The organism is Shewanella sp. NIFS-20-20 (assembly GCF_019209865.1).
Classification (GTDB): domain Bacteria; phylum Pseudomonadota; class Gammaproteobacteria; order Enterobacterales; family Shewanellaceae; genus Shewanella.
Map to the genome: position 1 here is coordinate 18,921 of NZ_JAHUTT010000008.1, position 19,957 is coordinate 38,877.

The 19,957-nt window shown below is 48.0% G+C and carries 20 protein-coding genes; 17 read left to right on the forward strand and 3 right to left on the reverse strand.

Features of this window, described 5'->3' with window-relative positions; translation table 11 throughout:
• Position 1: 1 nt before the first annotated feature.
• Entirely contained in the window at positions 2–562 is a 561-nt protein-coding gene (locus KU855_RS04240; RefSeq protein WP_218529101.1) for a conjugative transfer protein, read from the forward strand.
• Complete coding sequence (locus KU855_RS04245) at positions 549–1,184, forward strand: DUF4400 domain-containing protein (RefSeq protein WP_206989657.1); 636 nt, start codon at positions 549–551, stop codon at positions 1,182–1,184. Before KU855_RS04240 ends, KU855_RS04245 begins: the two co-directional genes overlap by 14 nt.
• Before the next feature lie 26 nt (positions 1,185–1,210).
• Here KU855_RS04245 and KU855_RS04250 read toward each other — a convergent pair whose 3' ends face one another.
• Positions 1,211–1,798: a plasmid-related protein gene (locus KU855_RS04250; RefSeq protein WP_218529102.1), complete on the reverse strand. Its 588-nt coding sequence runs from the start codon at positions 1,796–1,798 to the stop codon at positions 1,211–1,213.
• Positions 1,799–2,086: 288 nt separating this feature from the next.
• Between KU855_RS04250 and traL the strand changes: the two genes are divergently transcribed.
• From traL to traC, 10 genes are all read left to right on the forward strand, one after another.
• Positions 2,087–2,368 carry a type IV conjugative transfer system protein TraL gene (gene traL / locus KU855_RS04255; protein WP_000433891.1) on the forward strand — a complete coding sequence of 94 codons (282 nt, stop codon included), beginning with the start codon at positions 2,087–2,089 and terminating at the stop codon, positions 2,366–2,368.
• Positions 2,365–2,991: a type IV conjugative transfer system protein TraE gene (locus KU855_RS04260; RefSeq protein ID WP_218529103.1), complete on the forward strand. Its 627-nt coding sequence runs from the start codon at positions 2,365–2,367 to the stop codon at positions 2,989–2,991. The genes traL and KU855_RS04260 overlap by 4 nt, the downstream gene beginning before the upstream one ends.
• Positions 2,975–3,871 (forward strand): type-F conjugative transfer system secretin TraK, encoded by an 897-nt coding sequence (locus tag KU855_RS04265; RefSeq protein WP_206989670.1) that lies wholly within the window; start codon positions 2,975–2,977, stop codon positions 3,869–3,871. The genes KU855_RS04260 and KU855_RS04265 overlap by 17 nt, the downstream gene beginning before the upstream one ends.
• Before the next feature lie 2 nt (positions 3,872–3,873).
• Positions 3,874–5,163 carry a TraB/VirB10 family protein gene (locus tag KU855_RS04270; protein ID WP_206989652.1) on the forward strand — a complete coding sequence of 430 codons (1,290 nt, stop codon included), beginning with the start codon at positions 3,874–3,876 and terminating at the stop codon, positions 5,161–5,163.
• A 74-nt stretch (positions 5,164–5,237) separates the two neighbouring features.
• Positions 5,238–5,810, forward strand: coding sequence for a type IV conjugative transfer system lipoprotein TraV (gene traV, locus KU855_RS04275; RefSeq protein ID WP_001944091.1), 573 nt, complete (start codon positions 5,238–5,240; stop codon positions 5,808–5,810).
• Entirely contained in the window at positions 5,807–6,193 is a 387-nt protein-coding gene (traA, locus tag KU855_RS04280; protein WP_000180225.1) for a TraA family conjugative transfer protein, read from the forward strand. Before traV ends, traA begins: the two co-directional genes overlap by 4 nt.
• A 219-nt stretch (positions 6,194–6,412) precedes the next feature.
• A complete protein-coding gene (locus tag KU855_RS04285) occupies positions 6,413–7,204 on the forward strand; it encodes a type IV toxin-antitoxin system AbiEi family antitoxin (protein ID WP_008844784.1) in 792 nt (263 codons plus the stop codon).
• Entirely contained in the window at positions 7,197–8,135 is a 939-nt protein-coding gene (locus KU855_RS04290; RefSeq protein WP_008844785.1) for a nucleotidyl transferase AbiEii/AbiGii toxin family protein, read from the forward strand. The genes KU855_RS04285 and KU855_RS04290 overlap by 8 nt, the downstream gene beginning before the upstream one ends.
• A 131-nt stretch (positions 8,136–8,266) precedes the next feature.
• Positions 8,267–8,959: a DsbC family protein gene (locus tag KU855_RS04295; protein WP_008305510.1), complete on the forward strand. Its 693-nt coding sequence runs from the start codon at positions 8,267–8,269 to the stop codon at positions 8,957–8,959.
• Positions 8,959–11,370 carry a type IV secretion system protein TraC gene (gene traC / locus KU855_RS04300; protein ID WP_008844786.1) on the forward strand — a complete coding sequence of 804 codons (2,412 nt, stop codon included), beginning with the start codon at positions 8,959–8,961 and terminating at the stop codon, positions 11,368–11,370. Before KU855_RS04295 ends, traC begins: the two co-directional genes overlap by 1 nt.
• A gap of 62 nt (positions 11,371–11,432) precedes the next feature.
• Here traC and KU855_RS04305 read toward each other — a convergent pair whose 3' ends face one another.
• A complete protein-coding gene (locus KU855_RS04305) occupies positions 11,433–12,536 on the reverse strand; it encodes an RNA-guided endonuclease TnpB family protein (protein WP_032479266.1) in 1,104 nt (367 codons plus the stop codon).
• A gap of 129 nt (positions 12,537–12,665) precedes the next feature.
• Here KU855_RS04305 and KU855_RS04310 point away from each other — a divergent pair, with 129 nt between their 5' ends.
• Genes KU855_RS04310 through traN form a run of 5 tightly spaced genes read left to right on the forward strand, consistent with a single transcriptional unit; the run spans position 12,666 to position 19,351 of the window.
• Positions 12,666–13,013 (forward strand): hypothetical protein, encoded by a 348-nt coding sequence (locus tag KU855_RS04310; RefSeq protein ID WP_008305502.1) that lies wholly within the window; start codon positions 12,666–12,668, stop codon positions 13,011–13,013.
• Positions 12,997–13,509, forward strand: coding sequence for a S26 family signal peptidase (locus KU855_RS04315; RefSeq protein ID WP_169666767.1), 513 nt, complete (start codon positions 12,997–12,999; stop codon positions 13,507–13,509). Before KU855_RS04310 ends, KU855_RS04315 begins: the two co-directional genes overlap by 17 nt.
• Before the next feature lie 10 nt (positions 13,510–13,519).
• The gene (locus KU855_RS04320; RefSeq protein ID WP_008844790.1) at positions 13,520–14,644 is read left to right on the forward strand and encodes a TrbC family F-type conjugative pilus assembly protein; all 1,125 of its coding nucleotides are present in this window, start codon (positions 13,520–13,522) and stop codon (positions 14,642–14,644) included.
• Complete coding sequence (locus KU855_RS04325; protein ID WP_039995231.1) at positions 14,628–15,656, forward strand: TraU family protein; 1,029 nt, start codon at positions 14,628–14,630, stop codon at positions 15,654–15,656. Before KU855_RS04320 ends, KU855_RS04325 begins: the two co-directional genes overlap by 17 nt.
• Before the next feature lie 2 nt (positions 15,657–15,658).
• Positions 15,659–19,351 carry a conjugal transfer protein TraN gene (gene traN / locus KU855_RS04330; protein WP_008305498.1) on the forward strand — a complete coding sequence of 1,231 codons (3,693 nt, stop codon included), beginning with the start codon at positions 15,659–15,661 and terminating at the stop codon, positions 19,349–19,351.
• Between the two features lie 213 nt (positions 19,352–19,564).
• Here traN and KU855_RS04335 read toward each other — a convergent pair whose 3' ends face one another.
• Positions 19,565–19,897, reverse strand: a complete 333-nt coding sequence (locus KU855_RS04335) for a multidrug efflux SMR transporter (protein ID WP_008305497.1) — start codon at positions 19,895–19,897, stop codon at positions 19,565–19,567.
• Between the last annotated feature and the right edge of the window lie 60 nt (positions 19,898–19,957).

Below are 19,957 nucleotides of genomic sequence, written 5' to 3' on the forward strand. Positions count from 1 at the left end.
TATGCATCATTCTGTCTGTCTGAAAATGACAACACTTACCAGTAAAGAAATGCTCGCTCAGTGGCAGCAACATAACCCCCAGTTCAAGGAAACCTTAAGACTGCTTGAAACCGACTGGCCTCATGCTTTGGCCTCGGTGTATTGCTTGGCGGACTATTTAACGGATGCGCTCACGTTAGATGGCCATTCCATCTTTGATTTGTGTCTGTGCAATGGCTTGGGTAGTTATGAAGAAGTCAGTTGTGATGATGACAGTGTTCGCCTTTGGCATTTCATTGAGGCACTGACCTGGACTGCCGCCAGTGCTTTAACGGGGATTCGTCTGCGTGATCCTGACCATTTCGAGTGGGCCGCCGTGGATGGTGTGTATTTCTACACCTGGATTCGTAATCGTCCAAATCGGATGACGTATTTGGCTGAAGGACGCATCGAGGTGCGTTATGTCAGTGGTCATACGACGACAAAGCGGCTTCAACAAGTGATTAAAGCCCGGATTATGACGCCAACCGTTGCAGCCATGCTGGCACGAGTAGAAGAGGATGTTTGGCATGAGCAAGCATAAGTCGGTTTGGCTGCTGTGTCTGGCACTGATGCTGGAGATTATTGCCATTGGCGTGTTAGTGCCCGGTGATTGGACTGGCCGGGTTATTAATAAAGAGAAGCAGATGATTCAAAACCAATTGGGCACACAAACAAGCTATTGGATTGGTCAAACTAGCCATGGCTGGTATCAGTCATGGATTGTGGATACACAGATGGAGCAATCTGTGCGTGATTTTCTAATCCCCACTGAAGAGCAACGACTGCGCTCTAAAGGGATGGAGAACATGGGAGGCTTTTGGTTTGTGTGGGTAGAAGACCGTATTCAGGCATTTTTTGATGTGTTGTACCAAGTGTTCACTCGATTTGCTTTGCTGATGGTCTGGTTGCCCTTTGCGCTTATTCTCATGTTACCGGCGTTGTGGGATGGCTTAATGACCTGGAAAATTAAGAAAACAACCTTTGATTTTTCGAGCCCTATCATTCACCGCTACAGCATGATTATCCTGGGCTCAGGTGTCATTTTGCTGTTTATGGGATTGTTCGCCCCGCTGGCTATTCCACCGGTGGTTCTACCGTCGATGATCATCGGCTTGGCATTGATGGCAGGGTTGGCGTTAAGCCACTTGCAGAAGAAGATATGAGGCCAGTTAGGCCTCATCTTGTAGAGCTAAAACCTTACGCCTACGGTATTGCCATTCTCGTCTTCCGCTGGCAAATGATAAGTATCAATAAGGTGACCTTGAAGCCAAATATATTGCGGCATCCAAAACGAGTACTGTCGTATAAGAGCCAATACTTCTTTCAGCGGTTTGTTTGCATGAGGCTCGGCAAGGCGAAAGTACATGAATGAGTAATCATCTCGAAAGTACTCCTGAAGCTCTGAATCTGATAGCGTTTCTTTTAGCGGCCTGTTTTGTTCGTCGTCCTCATCATGGGAGTTGGCATAAATTTCAAATAGCTGCTTTTCAGTGAGCATCTCCAAGAAATGGTCTTCAATTAAAACCCCATCACTGGTATCGACATCCATACCATCTTTGACATCAAAAGCCATGACACATCCAGAAGATAACGCCACCTCTGATGGCTTAAGTACGTCATTGGCTTGTACAACCTGATGCCAATGATTAAAGCCAACAGAGATTGCAATTTCATCGAGTGCTTGAGTGTGTGTAATGGATTTTTCACGTTTAAGCTTTCGTGCTTTTTGCTTTAAACGTTCAACCGTGTCAGAGGAAATGATTTTAGTAATTTGCATTGAGTTTCTCCTATTAGCGAATACGGTGCCCACTGCAGAGGTCGCAGAAAAAACCTAAGCAAAAAATAAATTTGATATGCATGTCGTCCCATCCGGGTTTGCTAAAGTGGGCAGCTGGTCTCGACACGACCAATATCCCCATCATATCAACCGCATCAAAAAGATTAATTGTTAGTATTGTCTGAGTAGAACCCTCAAAACCTTCAAGAATTCGGCATCTAGCTGACCACTGAAGCTGCCAATCCCAAGGCATCCTTCACTTCTCAATTCAAACAACGAGGAGTGACTATGGAACCTGTGAGTATTCCGTCCTATATCGATGACCCGCCGCACTTCCTGCTTTGGAGTGCCGATGAGATGGCTCCCATTCTGTTGGGGCTAGTGATCGGCATTTTTACCGGTAATGCCTTGGTTTTATGCCTGCTGGGGTTGGTGACAACCAAGCTCTATCGGCGTTTTCGTGATGGTCGCCCAGATGGTTTTATTCTTCACGCCATCTACTGGGCTGGGCTGTTGCCAACCAAAGCCAAGACGATCCCTAACCCATTTATCAGGAGCTATCTGCCGTGAAGTTCGACGTGTTTTTAAAATCATGGCAAGGCACGCAATTAGAGAACCGATGGCAGCGGTTCCTGATTGCGGTGCTGGTGCTATCTAATTTGCTGCTTGCGATAGCGGCATTTTCTCGCAATACCGTGGTAGCTATTCAACCACCAACCTTGTCTGAAACGGCTGAAGTGTCACGAAACCAAGCCACTCAACCTTACCTTGAATCCTGGGGACTCTACCTGGCTGAGCTTATGGGCAACGTGACGCCGGGTAATGTGTCTTTCATCCGGGTTGCCATTGAGCCGCTACTTTCTCCAGCGGTGTACCAGCAAGTGGTCGATGCACTGGAGATTCAGGCAAGACAGATCCGTGAAGACCGAGTCACGCTCAAATTCCAACCCAGACAAGTGGAGTATGAGTATGAAACCGGCCATGTCTTTGTGACCGGTTATTCCTTGGTCTCTGGGCCATCTGGAGATGAACAGCGCCAAACTCGCACCTATGAGTTTGACATCGATATTGAGCAATACCGTCCAAAGCTCAGTTGGATGGATACGTATGAGGGGCAAGCTAGAACGAAGGGAGTTCGTGAAAAGTTGACCCAAGAGCAAAACCGGAGGGTGAATGATGCGAACCAAAATTAGTCGATGGATAACACCAAGCTTAATCGCAATGAGCTTGAGTGGCGTCCTGTTATCTCAAGCGTCGTATGCAGACGTGGAATTGCCGATTGTGCCAGCCAGTGTGATGAAGCAGTCTGCTACTGCAAATCCACCGGTTCAAAGCAATTCGGTTGCAGCGGATACGCCAACAACGCTACTGATGACACCGGGGGTTAATGAACTGATCCCTGTAGCACTTGGTCATCTGAATCGAATTGTGACGCCGTTTGAATCGCCTCAGGTGAGAACAACCAGTGATGCTCAGACGCAAATCAAGGGGAATGTTGTATATGTGGCCACGGACAAAGAATCACCGGTTTCACTTTACATCACTCCGCCTGGTCTGGAAGCGCCCGCGTTATCTGTCACCTTAGTACCTCGTCGTATTCCACCGCGTGAAATCACCTTAGCTATTGATGGTCAGCAGTGGCCTATTAAGGGCGTCGTGAACCGCAAAGCCGCCACTTGGGAAACAGCTCAACCTTACGTCGATAACCTACGTGACTTACTGAGACGCCTTGCACTAAATGAGTTACCACAAGGCTATGACATCCGTTTAGCTGGCCAAACTGACACAAGCCCGAAATGTTTTCAGCCGGGCTTAAAGTTTGGTTTTAAGCAGGGGCAAATTGTGTCGGGACATTACTTCACCGTCTATGTAGGACTGGTTGAAAGCTTTGCCGATGAGCCGATAGAAGCCAGTGAATTAGCCTGTCATGCACCAGATATAGTGGCAAGCGCTTACTGGCCTCGCAATATCTTGTTGCCGGGTGAAAAGACTGAGTTGTATGTGGTTGTTCGCAATCATCGTGAAGAACCAGTGGAAAGTCAGCGACCTTCGCTTCTTGTGGGAGGTAAGTAACGATGAAAGCACAATGGGAACAAATGAGCCCGAACATGAAGCGGGGCCTATCGGTTGCCGGTATTGCTGGTGGTCTCATTCTTATGGTGATGGTGTTTTCACCTAATCCTGACGATGGCTCAAGCAGTCGGAACCGACAGGAAACAATTCGGCACATTCTTACGGATACCAATACTCGTGATGTTGGGGTCGATAGTTTGGCTGCGAACGTAAAACTACTCAGTGAGCGCAATGAACAGTTACGTCGTGAAGTTGAGCGCTTGCGTCGCGACGTCGATTCAGGACGGCTAAGCCCAGGTTCGCCTTCTATACCAAGTGAGGTCAATGCGGAGCTGGCCCGCCTTAGAGCGGAACTTGATGATGTTCGCGCAGGAGGTGATGCAGCAGTTGAAGGCAAAAATAGCCGTTTTGAAGTGCCTTTATCTGCCATGGAATTACCCAAAGACGAAAAGCCTCTGCCGTCTAACCCAGACGACTATTTTGCCAATGCGCCGCTGCCTGATCCGCTCTATCAGCAGCCAGCCAATGGCCAAGGTACACGAGCACGAGATGTTCCATTGCCGCCAATCACGATTCGTATGATTGAGCCTGAAGTGGTTGCTGAACCAGAGGTTGTTGTGCAAGAAGCGCCGCCTTTGTATCTACCGGCGGGCAGCATCATCTCAGGTACTTTGATCACAGGTTTGGATGCCCCCACTCACGAGTCCGCAAGACGCGAGCCTTTTCCAGCATTGCTGAGGATTCAAAAGGAAGCCATTTTACCCAACCGATTTAGAGCGGATATCAAAGAGTGTTTCTTGATCGCCGCAGGTTACGGTGATTTGAGCTCTGAGCGTGCCTATTTGCGAGGCGAGACCATTTCATGTGTGAGAGAAGATGGCGGCGTCATTGAAACACGACTGGATTCTTATGCCGTAGGTGAAGACGGCAAAGCCGGTATTCGTGGCCGATTAGTGTCGAAACAAGGCCAACTGGTGGCTAAATCGATGATGGCCGGATTCCTACAGGGCTTGGCAGGCGCATTTGATGTGAATCCTGTACCAACGATTCAGACGGGTAATGCCGGTGATACTCAGCTGTACCAGCAAGTCATGAGCCAAGAAGCATTACAAGGCGCTGCGATTAAAGGCACAGGTAAAGCATTGGATCGAGTGGCCAAGTTCTATTTGGACATGGCTGAAAATATGTTCCCAGTCATAGAGGTAGACGCTGCCAGGAAAATTGAAGTCATAGTCACTCGTGGTGCCTCGTTGTCGTTGGCCACTTCGCAAGGGGGAGGTGCAAGAAGATGAAAAAATCCTGCATGTTGCTAACCGATCGAAGTCCGTTTCAGACAATAAGATGTGTATCCAGAGGAGAGTTAACCATGACGACATCAATGCAGAACAACCCAAAGCACCAGTCAAAACAGTGGTCTAAAGCTGGATTACTTTTATTGGCAGTCGGCTCAACCTTATTGTCTGGCTGTAGTTCATTGGGTCTTGGGAGTAGTGAATATGGATGCCCAGGTATGCCTGACGGTGTGCGCTGTTTATCCGCTCGTGAAGTCTATGAGCTGACCAGTAATGGCGCTGCACCCAAGACGATTGATGCTGTGGCGACTCGAATTGGTTCTCCCTCTGGGTATTCACAATCTGATTTAGAGACAGGACTGCTGAGCCATCCAGCATTACCTGAGACGCAGCAATCTGCACCTATTCGCATTCCTTCAAGGGTAATGCGGATTTGGATTGCGCCTTGGGAGGATGACCGTGGAGATCTGAATTTATCCAGCTACGTGTTTACCGAAATTGAACCGCGCCGGTGGGATATTGGGGTGTCAGCACCTCGAACGGTTTCGCCAGTGCTACGTCCACTTCAGACTCAAAGCGATTCAGCCTCAGCGGGAGCTGATGGTAAGCGCGATAACTTGAGTATCTACGGAGAAACTAACGAATGACAAATGCAGTTCGCACCATTCAGACTCAGCGCCTAATGACCATTGGTGCGCTTGGTTTAATGGCGTTAATGATTTCGGAGCCCTCATTTGCGGGCACCGGTGGTGATGCTTTCACTGATGTGTGGGATACCCTAAAAGATTGGACCCAAGGTACTTTGGGACGGATCGTAGCGGGAGCCATGGTACTGGTGGGTATTGTGGGCGGTATCGCCCGCCAAAGCTTGATGGCTTTTGCCTTGGGCATTGGTGGCGGTATGGGTCTCTACAATACGCCAACCGTCGTTGAAAGTGTTATGTCTGCAACCTTACCTGTTGTTGCCAGCACTCAAGAAGTTATTGGCACAACTGTTCCAGCAATCAGCGCCGTTTTACTGGGCACCTGAATGTGAGCCATAGTAGGCAGTTCACTTAAGGTAATCAAACTAGGTCTACACAACATCGGGTTATTGGTGATGTTGTGTAGACCTTTTCATTTCAACAACGCCGCATTAGCGGGCTTGGTTTACAGTATTTGGTATATTAATACCTAAAGTGTTAAAATCACTGTCACAATAAACTATATGGTTTATACTGTTTGTGATATTCATACTTTGGGTGTTAAAATGTCATCTAAGATAAACTGGCTTGTTGCTCATACTTCTCCTGGTGCGCTAGTACTTCAGCAATGGCTGACTGAAAACGGTGTGAGCTATTCCTTGGCTCAAAAGTACGCGCAGAACGGTTGGCTAAAGAAGCTATGTTCTGGCGTGTATTATCGTCCAGATGCGCGGGGCGATATAAAGCCAACTTGGGTTGATGCCATTCAAGCATTAGATGTGCAATTGGGCGTTTCAGTTCATTTGGCTGGATTGAGCAGCTTAACTCACCAAGGACTGAGTCACTATTTACAGCTGAACAAAGAGCAAGTTTGGATTTGCGTTAAAAACAAGTCGTCCTTACCGAAATGGTTTCGTGAATTCCCTTATCAGAATTGGTTTTACTGTGGAAACCATAAGCTTGAAGTGAATCCCGAGAAAGATTTGAAAAGGATCACGGTTAAAGAGAAAGAACTCACTGTCAGCTGTGCAGAACTTGCTGCCTATGAAGTGGTAGATGCGATTGGAAAGCTGATTTCATTTGAGCATGTCGCAGAATTATTTCAGGGTTTAGTCAATCTTAGCCCTAGAAAAGTACAAGATATTCTTGAACGAAGCAGCTCTGTTCAGGCAAACCGAATATTTCTATTTCTGGGTCGATACTACGATCACCAGTGGGTCAATCGCATAGATGAAACAAGAATTAAATTGGGGGCAGGAAAGCGGCAGGTTGTCGAAAAAGGACGTTTTGATGAGCGATATCAAATCACAGTGCCAGAGATATTAAGCGTCAAAAAAGGTGAACAACATAATGGATAAAGATAGCCCATATTACAAACAGGTTTCTTTGCTCATAAGAATGCTGCCTGTGGTAGCAACAGAGACGGTTTTTGCACTTAAAGGTGGCACCGCCATTAATTTATTTGTGAGAGATTTTCCTCGGTTATCTGTAGATATTGATCTTGCTTATCTTCCACTTGAACCAAGAGATGAGGCTTTGATTAATGTCAGGGCTGCATTGCAGCGCATTACAGACAGAATCAATACTCAACCAGATATCAGAGCGGCATTTCAGGATAATAAAGCTGATGAACTGAGAATAGTTGTATCAAGTCCGGTTGCGACGATCAAAATTGAAGTGTCGCCCGTCGCCAGAGGTACATTGCATAGTGCAGAAATAATGGCAGTTCAAGAGTCTGTTGAATACGAGTTTGGTTATGCTGAGATTCAGGTAGTCAGTCTTCCCGATCTGTATGGTGGGAAATTGTGTGCTGCAATGGATCGCCAACATCCTCGCGACTTATTTGATGTGCGTATGTTACTTGGCAGTGAAGGGGTTTCGAGAGAGATTTTAGTGGGTTTTTTAACCTATACATTAAGTCATCCTCGGCCTATTAATGAAGTCATGTCGCCAAACTGGCAGCCGCTGAATGAGAAATTTCAGGCAGAATTTGATGGAATGACTTTTGAAAAAGTTGAATGCGAAGACTTAGCTTCTGTTAGGCCTATGATGTTAACTTCGCTGCAAAAACATTTCACAGAAAGGGATTATGCTTTCCTTATGTCATTCAAAAGAGGGCAACCTGACTGGGCATTGTTTGACTATCCTAATGCAGCAGACTTGCCAGCGATTCGTTGGAAGTTGCAGAACATAAACAAATTGGCAAAGAATCAAGCAAAACATCAAGAGCAATTAGATAAATTGAAGCAAGTGCTTGATGATTGGCTTGTTAACGCAAACGCCGAGTAATTCGTTTATAACAAACCTCAACGAGCTATAAGCCCCCTAGTTAGATTGCGATTTCTTCAATCTATCTAACCGAGTCCACATAGGACAACTGCATAGACTGGAGCCTCGATTTACATTAACGAGGACTCCTCATGCGAAAACTATCTCCAATCATTCTGGCGCTTGCGCTGTCTCCTTTGGTTCAAGCTGAACCTGTGTCTGAAGTGTCGCCCGTTGGCAAAATTGACGGCATGGTTTCTTTACCTGTCACGGGTATGAAAGCGGTCGAAAGCAATGGCCGTATTGTTTTCATGTCAGACAGTGGCCGGTTCGTCATTGATGGCACGCTCTATGATGCCTGGTCCAAAAAGCCGCTTACCAGCCTTGAAGAAATTCGTGAAGCGGGGAACACGCTGGACTTAGGTCGTCTTGGCCTAAAAATGGATGATTTGAATCCACTGACGCTGGGTGAAGGCAAAAAGAAAGTGGTGGTCTTTGTTGACCCACGATGCCCGCACTGCCATGAGCTTTTGAAACAAGCTTTACCGTTAACCAAAGAATACACCTTCCAAATACTCCCTGTGCCAGTGCTTGGTCCTGATTCAGAGCGTCAGGTTCGCCAGCTTGGCTGTGCGCGTGACAAAAAAGCGGCCACCGATGCATTGCTGAATGGCCGGATTGGTAACCTAGAACAGGATGATGCCTGCAACTTAGAACCAATGCAGCGTACCTTGGTGACGGCTCAAATCCTGGGCATTCAAGGTGTGCCTTTCATCGTCGCCAATGATGGTCGCATCAGCCGAGGCCGTCCTTATGATCTTTCTGCTTGGTTGGAGGGGCGTTAATGAAAGCCTCTCTGTATTCAGGGCAACGCGCTTCAGAGCTCTTGCCAGTATTGGCCTATTCCGACGATGAGCAACTGTTTTTCATGGAAGACCAGAGTGTTGGCTTTGGTTTTCTATGTGACCCATTGCCTGGTGGTGATGAGTCTGTTGCAGACAGGGTTAATGTTCTACTCAACAACGACTGGCCAAAAGACACTTTGCTGCAATTTGGCCTGTACGCCTCGCCTGATATTCAAACCGACCTTCAGCGCATGATGGGCTTACGGCATCGTCAATCCGATCCATTGCTTAGGGCGTCGATACGCAAACGTGCGGATTTCCTCGATGGGGGCACGGTTCAATCGATAGAAGAATCGACCCAGACTCAGGTACGCAACTTTCAACTGATCGTCACCTGCAAATTGCCTTTGGAAAGTCCTATACCGACGGAGCGTGAGTTGAGTCGAGCATCCGCGCTTCGAGCTTCTTTCTCTCAGGCGTTGGCAACGGTTGGTTTTCGCGTCACTGAGATGACTGACCGAAATTGGCTCGCGGCATTAAGTGCGCAACTTAACTGGGGAAAAGATGCTTCTTGGCGTAATCCATCTCCAATCCGCAGTGAGGCAGATAAACCACTTCGAGAGCAAGTGTTGGATTATGACCGAGCTATCAAGGTGGATAGCCAAGGTCTGATGCTGGGTGATTACCGAGTTAAAACCTTATCGTTTAAGCGCTTGCCTGAGCGGATCTGGTTTGGTCATGCCGCAAGTTTTGCGGGCGATATGATGACGGGCAGTCGCGGCTTACGCGGCAGCTTTTTGCTAAATGTCACCATTCACTTTCCTTCAGCCGAGGCGATGCGATCTCGTTTAGAGACGAAGCGTCAATGGGCGGTCAATCAGGCTTATGGCCCGATGCTCAAGTTTGTGCCGGTGCTGGCAGCCAAGAAAAAGGGGTTTGATGTTCTTTTTGAAGCCTTGCAAGAAGGTGATCGTCCTATTCGGGCAAATATGACCTTAACGCTGTTTTCCCCGACGGAAGAGGCGTCCATCAGCTCTGTTTCAAATGCTCGAACTTATTTCAAAGAACTCGGGTTTGAGCTGATGGAAGACAAGTACTTCTGTTTGCCCATTTTCCTGAATGCCTTGCCATTTGGTGCCGACCGCCAGGCGATGAACGACTTGTTTCGATTTAAGACCATGGCGACACGACATGTGATCCCACTGTTGCCTTTGTTTGCAGATTGGAAAGGCACGGGCACGCCAGTGATTAACTTTGTTTCCCGCAATGGCCAGATCATGAGTGTGTCCCTTTATGACTCGGGCAGTAATTACAACTGTTGCATCGCGGCGCAATCGGGATCGGGCAAGTCATTCCTGGTGAACGAAATCATCTCCTCCTACTTATCTGAAGGCGGGCAATGCTGGGTAATTGATGTTGGCCGCTCTTATGAAAAGCTGTGTGAAGTCTATGATGGTGAGTTCTTACAGTTCGGGCGGGACAGTGGCATTTGCTTAAACCCGTTTGAAATCGTTGAGGACTATGACGAAGAAGCGGATGTACTGGTTGGGTTATTGGCCGCAATGGCCGCACCTACGCAGTCATTAACCGATTTTCAGATGGCCAACCTAAAACGTCAGACCCGTGAACTGTGGGAGAAAAAAGGTCGTGCCATGTTGGTTGATGATGTGGCAGAGGCTTTAAAAAATCATGAAGACCGACGTGTGCAGGACGTGGGTGAGCAGCTCTATCCGTTTACGACACAGGGCGAATATGGCCGCTTCTTTAATGGTCACAACAATATTCGCTTCAAAAACCGATTCACCGTTCTGGAGTTAGAAGAGCTCAAGGGGCGTAAGCATCTGCAACAAGTGGTGTTGCTTCAGCTTATCTACCAAATCCAACAGGAGATGTACTTAGGTGAGCGGGATCGTCGCAAGATTGTGTTCATTGACGAAGCCTGGGATCTGCTGACTCAAGGTGATGTCGGTAAGTTTATCGAGACGGGTTACCGTCGATTTCGAAAATATGGCGGCAGTGCTGTAACAGTAACGCAGTCGGTCAACGATTTATACGACAGCCCTACAGGTAAAGCCATCGCTGAAAACTCGGCCAATATGTACCTGCTTGGCCAAAAAGCCGAAACCATCAACGCGCTCAAAAAAGAAGGCCGTTTGCCATTAGGTGAAGGCGGCTACGAATACCTGAAAACGGTTCATACCGTCACGGGTGTCTATTCCGAGATTTTCTTTATTACCGAGATGGGCACCGGGATTGGCCGCCTTATCGTCGATCCGTTTCACAAGCTGTTGTACTCGTCCCGTGCAGAAGATGTAAACGCGATTAAACAGTTAACGCGCAAAGGCCTTTCTGTTGCTGATGCCATCTCTCAGTTGTTGAAGGAGCGAGGCTTTGACTGCTCCCCTCCCTAAAGGAAGGGGATTCTTGTTTCAAGGCGTTATGCCCGAAGTTCATTAGAACAATCGGGACTTACTTACGCTCCACAAGCTAACACCGCTTGCCCAGCGGCTTTGATATTAATAGCGGCATTGGTATCACGGTCTAAGCGCGCTTCACACGCTGGACAAGTCCAATGCCTTATATGTAACGGTAGAGAATCAACTACGTGACCACAGCAATTACAACGCTTACTAGACGGATACCACTTGTCAATCTGGACAAGTGTTCTGCCGCGCCATTCTGCTTTGTACTCAAGCTGCCTAACCATTTCGCCCCAATTGGCGTCACCAATGGCCTTAGCAAGTCGCGGATTCTTGACCATGTTTTTAACGCTCAAACTCTCACAGCTAATCACTTGGTTTTCGTTTATCAACGTAGTGGTGAGTTTGTGGGTAAAGTCGCGGCGGCAGTCGGCAATCTTCGCCTGAATGCGAGCAACTTTGATTCTGGCTTTGTGGAAGTTGGCAGTTCCTTTCTTCTTCTTGGAAAGGCGGCGTTGCGCCTGAGCCAATTTCTTCTCGTACTTTGCAGTATGGCGGGGATTGCCAGATTTAAACCCGTCAGCGGTAATCACAAGGTCGGTCAAACCCAAATCAATACCCGTTGTCTTTTTGGTAACAGGCAGTGGTTTAGGCTCGAAGCGGCAAAGCATAGACACGAAGTAGCGGCCTGCACTGTCTTTCGAGATAGTGACGGTAGTTGGTTCGCTAGGAAGTTCACGCGACCAGCGAATATCAAGCGGCTGTTTGGACTTGGCAATGTAGATATTGCCATCTTTGAACTTAAACGCCGACTTCGTGAATTCTGCGCTTTGCTTGCTGCGCTTCTTCTTAAAGGCTGGATACTTCGCCCTTCCTTCAAAGAAGTTCTTAAACGCAGTTTGTTGATGGCGCAAAGATTGTTGGAGCGGTACACACGACACGCTGTTAAGCCATTCAAACTCAGTTTGCTTCTTGAGTTCGGTCAGCTTAGAGCTTGCCGTGTTGTAGTTAACCTTTTTGCTTTCGTTGTAGAAAGCGTCGGTACGCCATTTAAGGATCGCGTTATAAACGAAACGCACACAGCCGAAAGTCTGCGCAAGCAATTGAGCCTGTTCAGTCGTTGGGTAAAAGCGTTGTTTAATAGCGATCTCTTTCATAGTTCACAAGAATACAGTTGTTTTTGTGAAAGTAAATATTAACATTAACCAATCGGGTAGTTTTTGCTCCTTCGGAGCAACCGCTATCCCTCCTCGCCCTAGAAGGACGGGGTTTCTCGCGGGATTTAGATGAATAAGACCACGCTTTGGCCATTTATGGCCTCTATTACTTTGTCTATTGCTGGTAGCGGTTTAATGACCAGCTGGCTTTTAATGAAAACACTCGAACCCATCCACAGCCAGTTGGCGTTAAGTACGCCCATTGCAGTCGTGGATTTTGGGGATGCGGTGTTGTCACTGGGTCCTAATGCCAGCGAACAAGACATCGAATCCAGGTTGCTTCAGACCAATCAGCAAATTGAAAAGTTAAAAGCAGCCGGTTTTATCGTGCTGGATGCCCAAGCGGTGGTTGGCGCTGATGATTCTGTTTTCGTGCCAGTAGGCTCAAAGGAGGTGTCTCATGCAGATACTCCGTAAAAGAATGCCTTGGCGGCCATATCTCATCCGGCTGACCATTCTTGCGTTAATCATGGCCTTGGTAGGCACCTATGCCATGATGCGCTACCGAATAGGTATTGATACCCAGCAAGAGCGCTGCCTTCCTGATACCACGGTATATCTGATTGACTTATGGAATAAAGAGCCCGTTAAGGATGGTCTGTATGCCTTCCACTCAAAAGGACTCGCTCCGTTATATAACGACGGTACTCGGATGCTGAAACGCCTAACAGGGATGCCAGGGGATGAAGTCAAGGTGACGCCTGAGCATGTGCTGGTGAATGGTGCTGAAGTCTCTACCGGCATGGCATTAGCCCAGCGTCTTGGTGTGGCTGAAACAGAATTTAGCCGCTCATTGACGCTGCAAGAAAACGAGTATTGGTTTTCCGGTGAGGCCGCAACGAGTTTCGACTCCCGTTATTGGAATGCCGTTAAGCGCGAGCAGATTGTCGGTCGCGCTTGGCCGCTTTGGTAGGAGGTGGATGATGAGAAGACTATGCCTCTTATTTTTGTTGGTTGCTCCATTGGCTTGGGTGCAAGTGTCCTGGGCACAAGAGCCTTATCCGTTGTCTGACGAGGACAAAAAGATCGTCGAAATGAGCCGCAGCATTTTACAAAGTGCTGTGGATGGTGCATCTGAATTTATAGAGCCTTTTGCACCGGTTGAACAACCTGCGTCGCTCAAACACAGCGATGAATGGTTGATATTTGCGTCGTCCTCACTGGGAGATTCGTCACTGAAGCAGCTTTTCAAAGAGGCCAGTGCTACCGGCGCTATTGTGTTGTTTCGGGGAATTCCTGAAGGAAAGACCTTGGGGGCAGCTATCCGTGATTGGCATACCCTGATGACGGGGCTTGATCCTGTTCCTCAGGTTCGAATCGATCCGAAAGCCTTTGTGCACTGGCGGGTGACTAGCGTGCCTGCCATTTTTCGCATAGACGATGACAAGGTGACTGCAAGTGCACTAGGGGTTTACAGCAAGGACTGGTTGCAACGCCAAATTGAAACCGGCAATACCGGTTCATTGGGTCAACGCGGTCCGATTCATTCGATTTTAGAACCGGATTTGATGCAAGTGGCGATGCAGCGATTACAGTCGATTGACCTGGGCGCATTAAAGAAAAAAGCCATTGAGCGTTTCTGGTCTCGCCAAACATTCACTGACTTACCCAAAGCCACGCAGTATCGGATAAGAACGGTTGATCCAACCATCGTCATGCAGCGGCCACTATTGGATGCCAATGGCCGAACATTGATCCCAGCAGGAACGCGTATTAACCCGCTCAAAGCCTTGCCATTTACTCAGCAGCTCGTGGTGTTTAATGCGTCGAACGCTGAAGAAGTGGACGCAGTAGCGCATTGGCTTGAGACGCAAGATAGGACGCTGCGCCGCATTACGCTTATCACCACGCAGCTCGACCGTGCCCAAGGCTGGAATCGCCTCAATGCGCTCGAAAAGACATTGGATAGTCCGGTTTACCTTCTCAATGCCTCGCTAAAGCAGCGCTTTGATCTGCAAGTCACCCCATCGTTTGTTCAAGCAAAGGGGCTCGCGTTTGAAATAGAAGAAATTCCAGCAAAGGAGCTTGTTCATGAAAAAGCTCAATAATACGTATCGTCTGATGCGGACTCTCGTTGTCATGTTTGTCCTAAGCGCCTCTATTCCTGCAAAAGCCGAATTGACTTGCCCAGACGCGGGGTTATTGTCCGGCAAGTTGCTGACGGATGTTTGCTGGTCATGCATTTTTCCTATCCGGGTTGCCGGTCTTCCTCTTGGCTCTGGCAATGTCCCAAGCGGCGCATCAAATAAGTCATTTTGCTTATGTGAAGACAACTTAGGCGTGCCAAGGCCAGGTATTGTTACCAGTATGTGGGAGCCAGCGCGTTTGATTGAACTGGTCAGAACGCCAGGTTGTTCGCCTTCACTGGGAGGGATTCGCTTACCGTTAGGTGATAGGCGATTGCAAGGTGGTCATGGTGAAGGTGAATACGATACCGGTGATCTTGCTTTCTACCATTACCATTATTACGCCTTTCCGCTTTTGGTCATGCTCGATTTGTTCATGGATGGCAATTGCAATGCCGATGGTTACATGGATTTTGACTTGATGTATTTGTCGGAATTGGACCCAACATGGCTGAACGATGAACTGGCCTTTTTTACTCAGCCTGAAGCTGCTGCTGTTGCTAATCCATTGGCTATCTCTGCTTGTACCGCTGACGCTGCTTCATCAACGCTTGGTAAACCCATCGATCAGTTGTTTTGGTGTGCTGGCAGTTGGGGCCATCTCTATCCGTTATCTGGCCACACCTTAGCCTTTGGTTCATTAGCAGAAAACACCAGCCATTTAGCGGCGCGTGCAATCGCGGCTCAACACAGGCGTGGTCTTGCAAGACGAACAATGGGGAACAGTGCGCTATGCCGACCTGTTATCGAACCCATGCTGCCGAAATCCCAATACAAGATGAGTATGTTCTTCCCTGTACCAGAAACTGAAAGTGCGCATGTCATCGGTGAAAGCACCATGAAATGGGGAGAGTGGCGAACGATCCCCGGTGCCGGAGAAGATGCGCTCTACATTTTGTGGCGCTGGCAAGACTGCTGTAACTCGGGAGGTTAACTATGAAACCAACATTTTTTACCCGAGTGTTAGCGGGTATTTTATCTATCACTATGGCGTGCTTGCCCTTACATGGTGTGGCCGCTGATGTACAGCGCCAATCCGGCCTAAGCGGACAACAAGAAGGTAAGCAATTGCTGCAAAACTGGACGATGCCCGCACTCAATGGCAATACATTGTCGGTGCCGAATGGCAGTGGTAATGAGTCCATTAACTTGCAAGAGCTTTTCCCAGGTATGGATCAGGGCTCATTGGATGTCTTAACAGGCGTTTATGGCTCTGATGCCAGCATGAATCAATTGGGGACGCAGCGCCAAGAGAGCATGGTATCCGAAAGTGGCGCTACGGGTGAGGCATTTCGTTCGCTACAACAAATCAAAGACAGGTCTCGGCCAGATATGGTCAATGATCCCCTTTGGGCATTAACTGATGCGGTTCAAACTGACCCTAATCTATTGACGCAAAGCTTCCCAGGTTGTGAGTCTCAAGGTGAAGGAAGCCCAAACTACCAGCAATGTGACAGACTCAATACAGCGGTTAACAGCTGCACTATTACTCACGATTACACGGCAGGCATTATTGAGCATGTTTCAGGACCAATGAACCTTCGCTCTTGTGGTGAGGGATGTCTTGAAGTTTGGATTGGACGAATTGGCGACAACTACTGGAGTGGCCGTTGTAAAGTGTTTGAACAGGCCATCACACTCAAAGTCGTGAACCCCGATGCGATTACCTCAGCCGTTCTTGAGTACGCCAAATGGGATGACTACATGCAAGTTTGGCTTGGCGATCAGAAAGTCTGGTCTGGGCCGAACAATAACTTTCCACCAGAAACGGCTGGCCGCTGCGAGCTCAGTACCAGTTGGGAGCGCAATCCAAATACCGATCTCACTGCTAAGCTAAAAGCGGTAGAACCAGGTTTAGAAGTGCCGGTAAAAATTCGCGTATCGGTTACTGGTAGTGGTGAGGGGTATGCACGCATCAAGGTGCGCTTTGATCCAACCAAGGTGGTGATGAATGATAGTTGGTCGCCACAATCCTGTATCGAACAAGCAGCGGATATCCCGACGAAGTTTTCAGACTACAGCATTCAATGCACGGATCAGCCGTCTTCAACCAACGGATGTACGGTGGTCAATGGTGTTTCAGTTTGTGAATCCTACTTTGCCCCAAGCCCTGTGGCGGGCATATCGCCTTTGTGTCGGCGTATACAAGTCAGTGTGGATGACGAAAGCTATAAGGGGATTGAAAATCAGGCCTGCCAAGTGCTTGAAGCGAATCCTTCCTGTGGATTCATGTCGTCAGAATGTGCCGAAACCAATGATAAAGGTGAATGCATTCGTTTTACCGATACCTATGACTGTGGATTGCAAACCAGCGATCCAAAGTGTGTGGTATCCAACCTTATGCCAAGTAGTTTTGAGGCCTGTGAGCCTACTCAGACTATTACGCCATTTACTGAAACCAAGCATGTACCGGATTACCAGGTGTGCGAAAAGATCAGCACGCTTACTCAGTGTCAGTTAGAGCGACGTGTATCCGCCGAAACACATCAACAAAGCTTGTACATTGAGCGCGGTTGCTTTAGCTCTGAAACGCTCAGCTTTGTTCCACAGCACAGCAGTACTATGCAAACTGGAAACGCGACACTGAGGATTTTTGATAATCAAAATACTGAGATAAAAATCACCGAGTCGCCGTCAAAGGCAAATGGTTGGAAAACGACACTCTCACTGACGGGCAATAAAGAAGCGGTCACAGAGACGAAACCGTCCATTAAGTACCCTGAAATGACCTGTCCAAAAGGAACCTTGGTTGGCTCATTGTGCAAGGTCGTTAATGGGTCGATTATTTCGTGGCATGAACCTCAGGAAGTCACTCGTTCCAGATGCGAATCCGGCTGGTACAAAGTCGATTTCGACACTTGCAGCCGAGAAGTTCAGAAGTGTTTGGTTCCTGCGAAACTGAGCGCTTCATTGACCTTCTCTGGCAAGTACTTAGAGCAAGACATTGTTCATCAATCAAGTGATCCGGGCATAGAGCAATGCTTGATGCAAACGGATCAGTTTACTGCGGTGCAGTGGCAGTGTTTGGATACGGGCACAAAACGAATCGACGGGTTAACGGTTGGTAGTGGCGAGTTGGCTAATCTTGGAAGCCTTTATCCTGCGGTTGTTTCGTCTCCTGCTCATTTAACCAGTCGCGGCAGTTCTGATGGACTGGGACTCTCATGCTGGAGGGCAAGAGCGACCTACAATGCTTCGACTGCTCATCCTGAGTTCAACATGGGCAGCTCAGATAGCTGGGTAGATGCCAATGGTAATACTCAAACTATCGTCAATAACGGACAAAACACGACCACCAATACGTGTGCCGCGCTAGAGCAAAATCTGGCTTGCCAATATGTCAGAACCGAATGCACTGAAGGCGGGGCTGGTCATGAAGGCTTCTGCTATATCCAAAGTTTGGTGTATGACTGCGGACAAAGCGTAGAAGTGCAAAATGCACGAATGGAAACTCAATACAACTGTGAGGGGCCAGTTCGCTGTATGGGCACAGATTGTTTAGAGCCAGAGTCAATCAAGCAGGCTAACTTTGCAGAAGCCGCTGCGATGCTTAATGCGGCGCAGTTTATGACCAATGATATGTCATGTACGGGAGCTGATGGCCAAGATAACGTCGAGTGTACGGTTTTTAAAGGTAATGCTGGCCAGTGCAAAAAAGCCGTTGGCGGCATAGTGGATTGCTGTGAAAAGCCAAGCGGCGTGTCGTTATCGGACTACATCACGATGATAGTGGCGGTTAACAAGCTTGATACGGCAGTCATGGCCATGAATCCGTCTTCGGCAATCTATGGTTCTTGGAATACGCTCAGGGAGCCAATCACGAGCACTTGGAGTGCGGTCAAAGAGCCTTTTGTGTCAGCATGGGACTCTCTCATGGGAGCTGGGCCATCAACGGCTGCTGGCGCGGGAGCGGAGCAAGCTGCGACTGGCTTCATGCAGGTGTTGACCAATAAGACGGCTGAATGGGTAGGTACGACCTTTGGTTCGGGGGCGCAATCGGCACTGTTTAGTAACGTTGGTGGCGCGGTTGGAGCCGATGGTGTCGTTTCGGGTGGTAACTTTGCACTGGGAGGCGCAGCGGGCGCAGTTCTGAGTACGGTTATGACGGCCTACATGATTTATTCAGTCACCATGATCCTCATTCAGCTTATCTGGAAATGTGAGCAGAGTGAGTTTGAGATGAACGCCAAGCGGGTATTGAAGAGTTGCCATTACGTGGGCTCTTACTGCAAGTCCAAGTTCTTAGGTGCCTGTGTTGAAAAACGGCAGTCATATTGCTGCTTTACTTCGCCACTTTCACGGATCATTCAAGAACAAGTACGTCCGCAATTAGGCCTTGGCTGGGGCAGTGCGAAGTCACCAAACTGTGAAGGTTTGACCGCGAGTCAGTTAAACCAGGTAGATTGGAGCCAAGTCAATTTGGATGAATGGATAGGTATCTTGTCGATCACGGGCAACCTACCCGAAATACCGTCACTGGATCTGGAACGACTCACAGGCTCAGGAAGTACGCTAAACGTTGATGGGAACCGTCAAAGTGCCGCAGATAGAGCCATTGAACGGCTAAACGGAATGGATGCACAGAAACTGCGTCAGGAGGCGACGGAAGAAATTTCGGGGAATAATTGAGCTCGTCCTTCTAAAATAGCAGCGACAATAATGTTCCATTTTGGTTACTTTAATGCGATTTTACGCTTTAAAGTAACCATTTTTGCACTTTGTGATCACAGATCGAACAATTTCAGCTAACGCGCTTTTGCCCTTTTTTGTGTTAGCTACGGGGCAAAGTTAAGCCATTGATTAAGATTTTGACTCACTCAATCCTATCACTTTGTCATTCGTTCAATGAGCGCTGGTTTTAGATAGTAGATTAAGTACAGCAACACCACATACGATTAATCCAATTCCAATCCACCCCCATGTATCCATTTTCTGTCCATATACAAGCCAAGCAATGCCAGTAACAATGGCCACGCCCAAGCCCGCCCATACAGCATAAGCGATGCCAACTGGTATAGATTTAAGGGATAACGATAGAAAATAGAAAGAAATACCATAACCTAAGCAAACAACGAATGAAGGAATCAACTTTGTAAAACCATCGGTTGATTTCAATGTAGTGGTTGCAATCACTTCACCAAGTATTGCTATTGTCAAGAATAACCAGTGTTTCACAAATATACTCCTAGTAGGTTTAGCTGAGGGCTAAGTATATGGAGTTTATTGATTAAATAT

Bases quoted from the DNA above. Each gene is read 5' to 3' on its own strand.
- KU855_RS04250 (WP_218529102.1), bottom strand. From the start codon at position 1,798: ATGCAAATTACTAAAATCATTTCCTCTGACACGGTTGAACGTTTAAAG.
- KU855_RS04245 (WP_206989657.1), top strand. From the start codon at position 549: ATGAGCAAGCATAAGTCGGTTTGGCTGCTGTGTCTGGCACTGATGCTG.
- traN (WP_008305498.1), top strand. From the start codon at position 15,659: ATGAAACCAACATTTTTTACCCGAGTGTTAGCGGGTATTTTATCTATC.
- traA (WP_000180225.1), top strand. From the start codon at position 5,807: ATGACAAATGCAGTTCGCACCATTCAGACTCAGCGCCTAATGACCATT.
- KU855_RS04290 (WP_008844785.1), top strand. From the start codon at position 7,197: ATGGATAAAGATAGCCCATATTACAAACAGGTTTCTTTGCTCATAAGA.
- KU855_RS04320 (WP_008844790.1), top strand. From the start codon at position 13,520: ATGAGAAGACTATGCCTCTTATTTTTGTTGGTTGCTCCATTGGCTTGG.
- traV (WP_001944091.1), top strand. From the start codon at position 5,238: ATGACGACATCAATGCAGAACAACCCAAAGCACCAGTCAAAACAGTGG.
- KU855_RS04285 (WP_008844784.1), top strand. From the start codon at position 6,413: ATGTCATCTAAGATAAACTGGCTTGTTGCTCATACTTCTCCTGGTGCG.
- KU855_RS04265 (WP_206989670.1), top strand. From the start codon at position 2,975: ATGCGAACCAAAATTAGTCGATGGATAACACCAAGCTTAATCGCAATG.
- KU855_RS04305 (WP_032479266.1), bottom strand. From the start codon at position 12,536: ATGAAAGAGATCGCTATTAAACAACGCTTTTACCCAACGACTGAACAG.
- KU855_RS04315 (WP_169666767.1), top strand. From the start codon at position 12,997: ATGCAGATACTCCGTAAAAGAATGCCTTGGCGGCCATATCTCATCCGG.
- KU855_RS04325 (WP_039995231.1), top strand. From the start codon at position 14,628: ATGAAAAAGCTCAATAATACGTATCGTCTGATGCGGACTCTCGTTGTC.
- KU855_RS04270 (WP_206989652.1), top strand. From the start codon at position 3,874: ATGAAAGCACAATGGGAACAAATGAGCCCGAACATGAAGCGGGGCCTA.
- KU855_RS04240 (WP_218529101.1), top strand. From the start codon at position 2: ATGCATCATTCTGTCTGTCTGAAAATGACAACACTTACCAGTAAAGAA.
- KU855_RS04295 (WP_008305510.1), top strand. From the start codon at position 8,267: ATGCGAAAACTATCTCCAATCATTCTGGCGCTTGCGCTGTCTCCTTTG.
- traC (WP_008844786.1), top strand. From the start codon at position 8,959: ATGAAAGCCTCTCTGTATTCAGGGCAACGCGCTTCAGAGCTCTTGCCA.
- KU855_RS04310 (WP_008305502.1), top strand. From the start codon at position 12,666: ATGAATAAGACCACGCTTTGGCCATTTATGGCCTCTATTACTTTGTCT.
- traL (WP_000433891.1), top strand. From the start codon at position 2,087: ATGGAACCTGTGAGTATTCCGTCCTATATCGATGACCCGCCGCACTTC.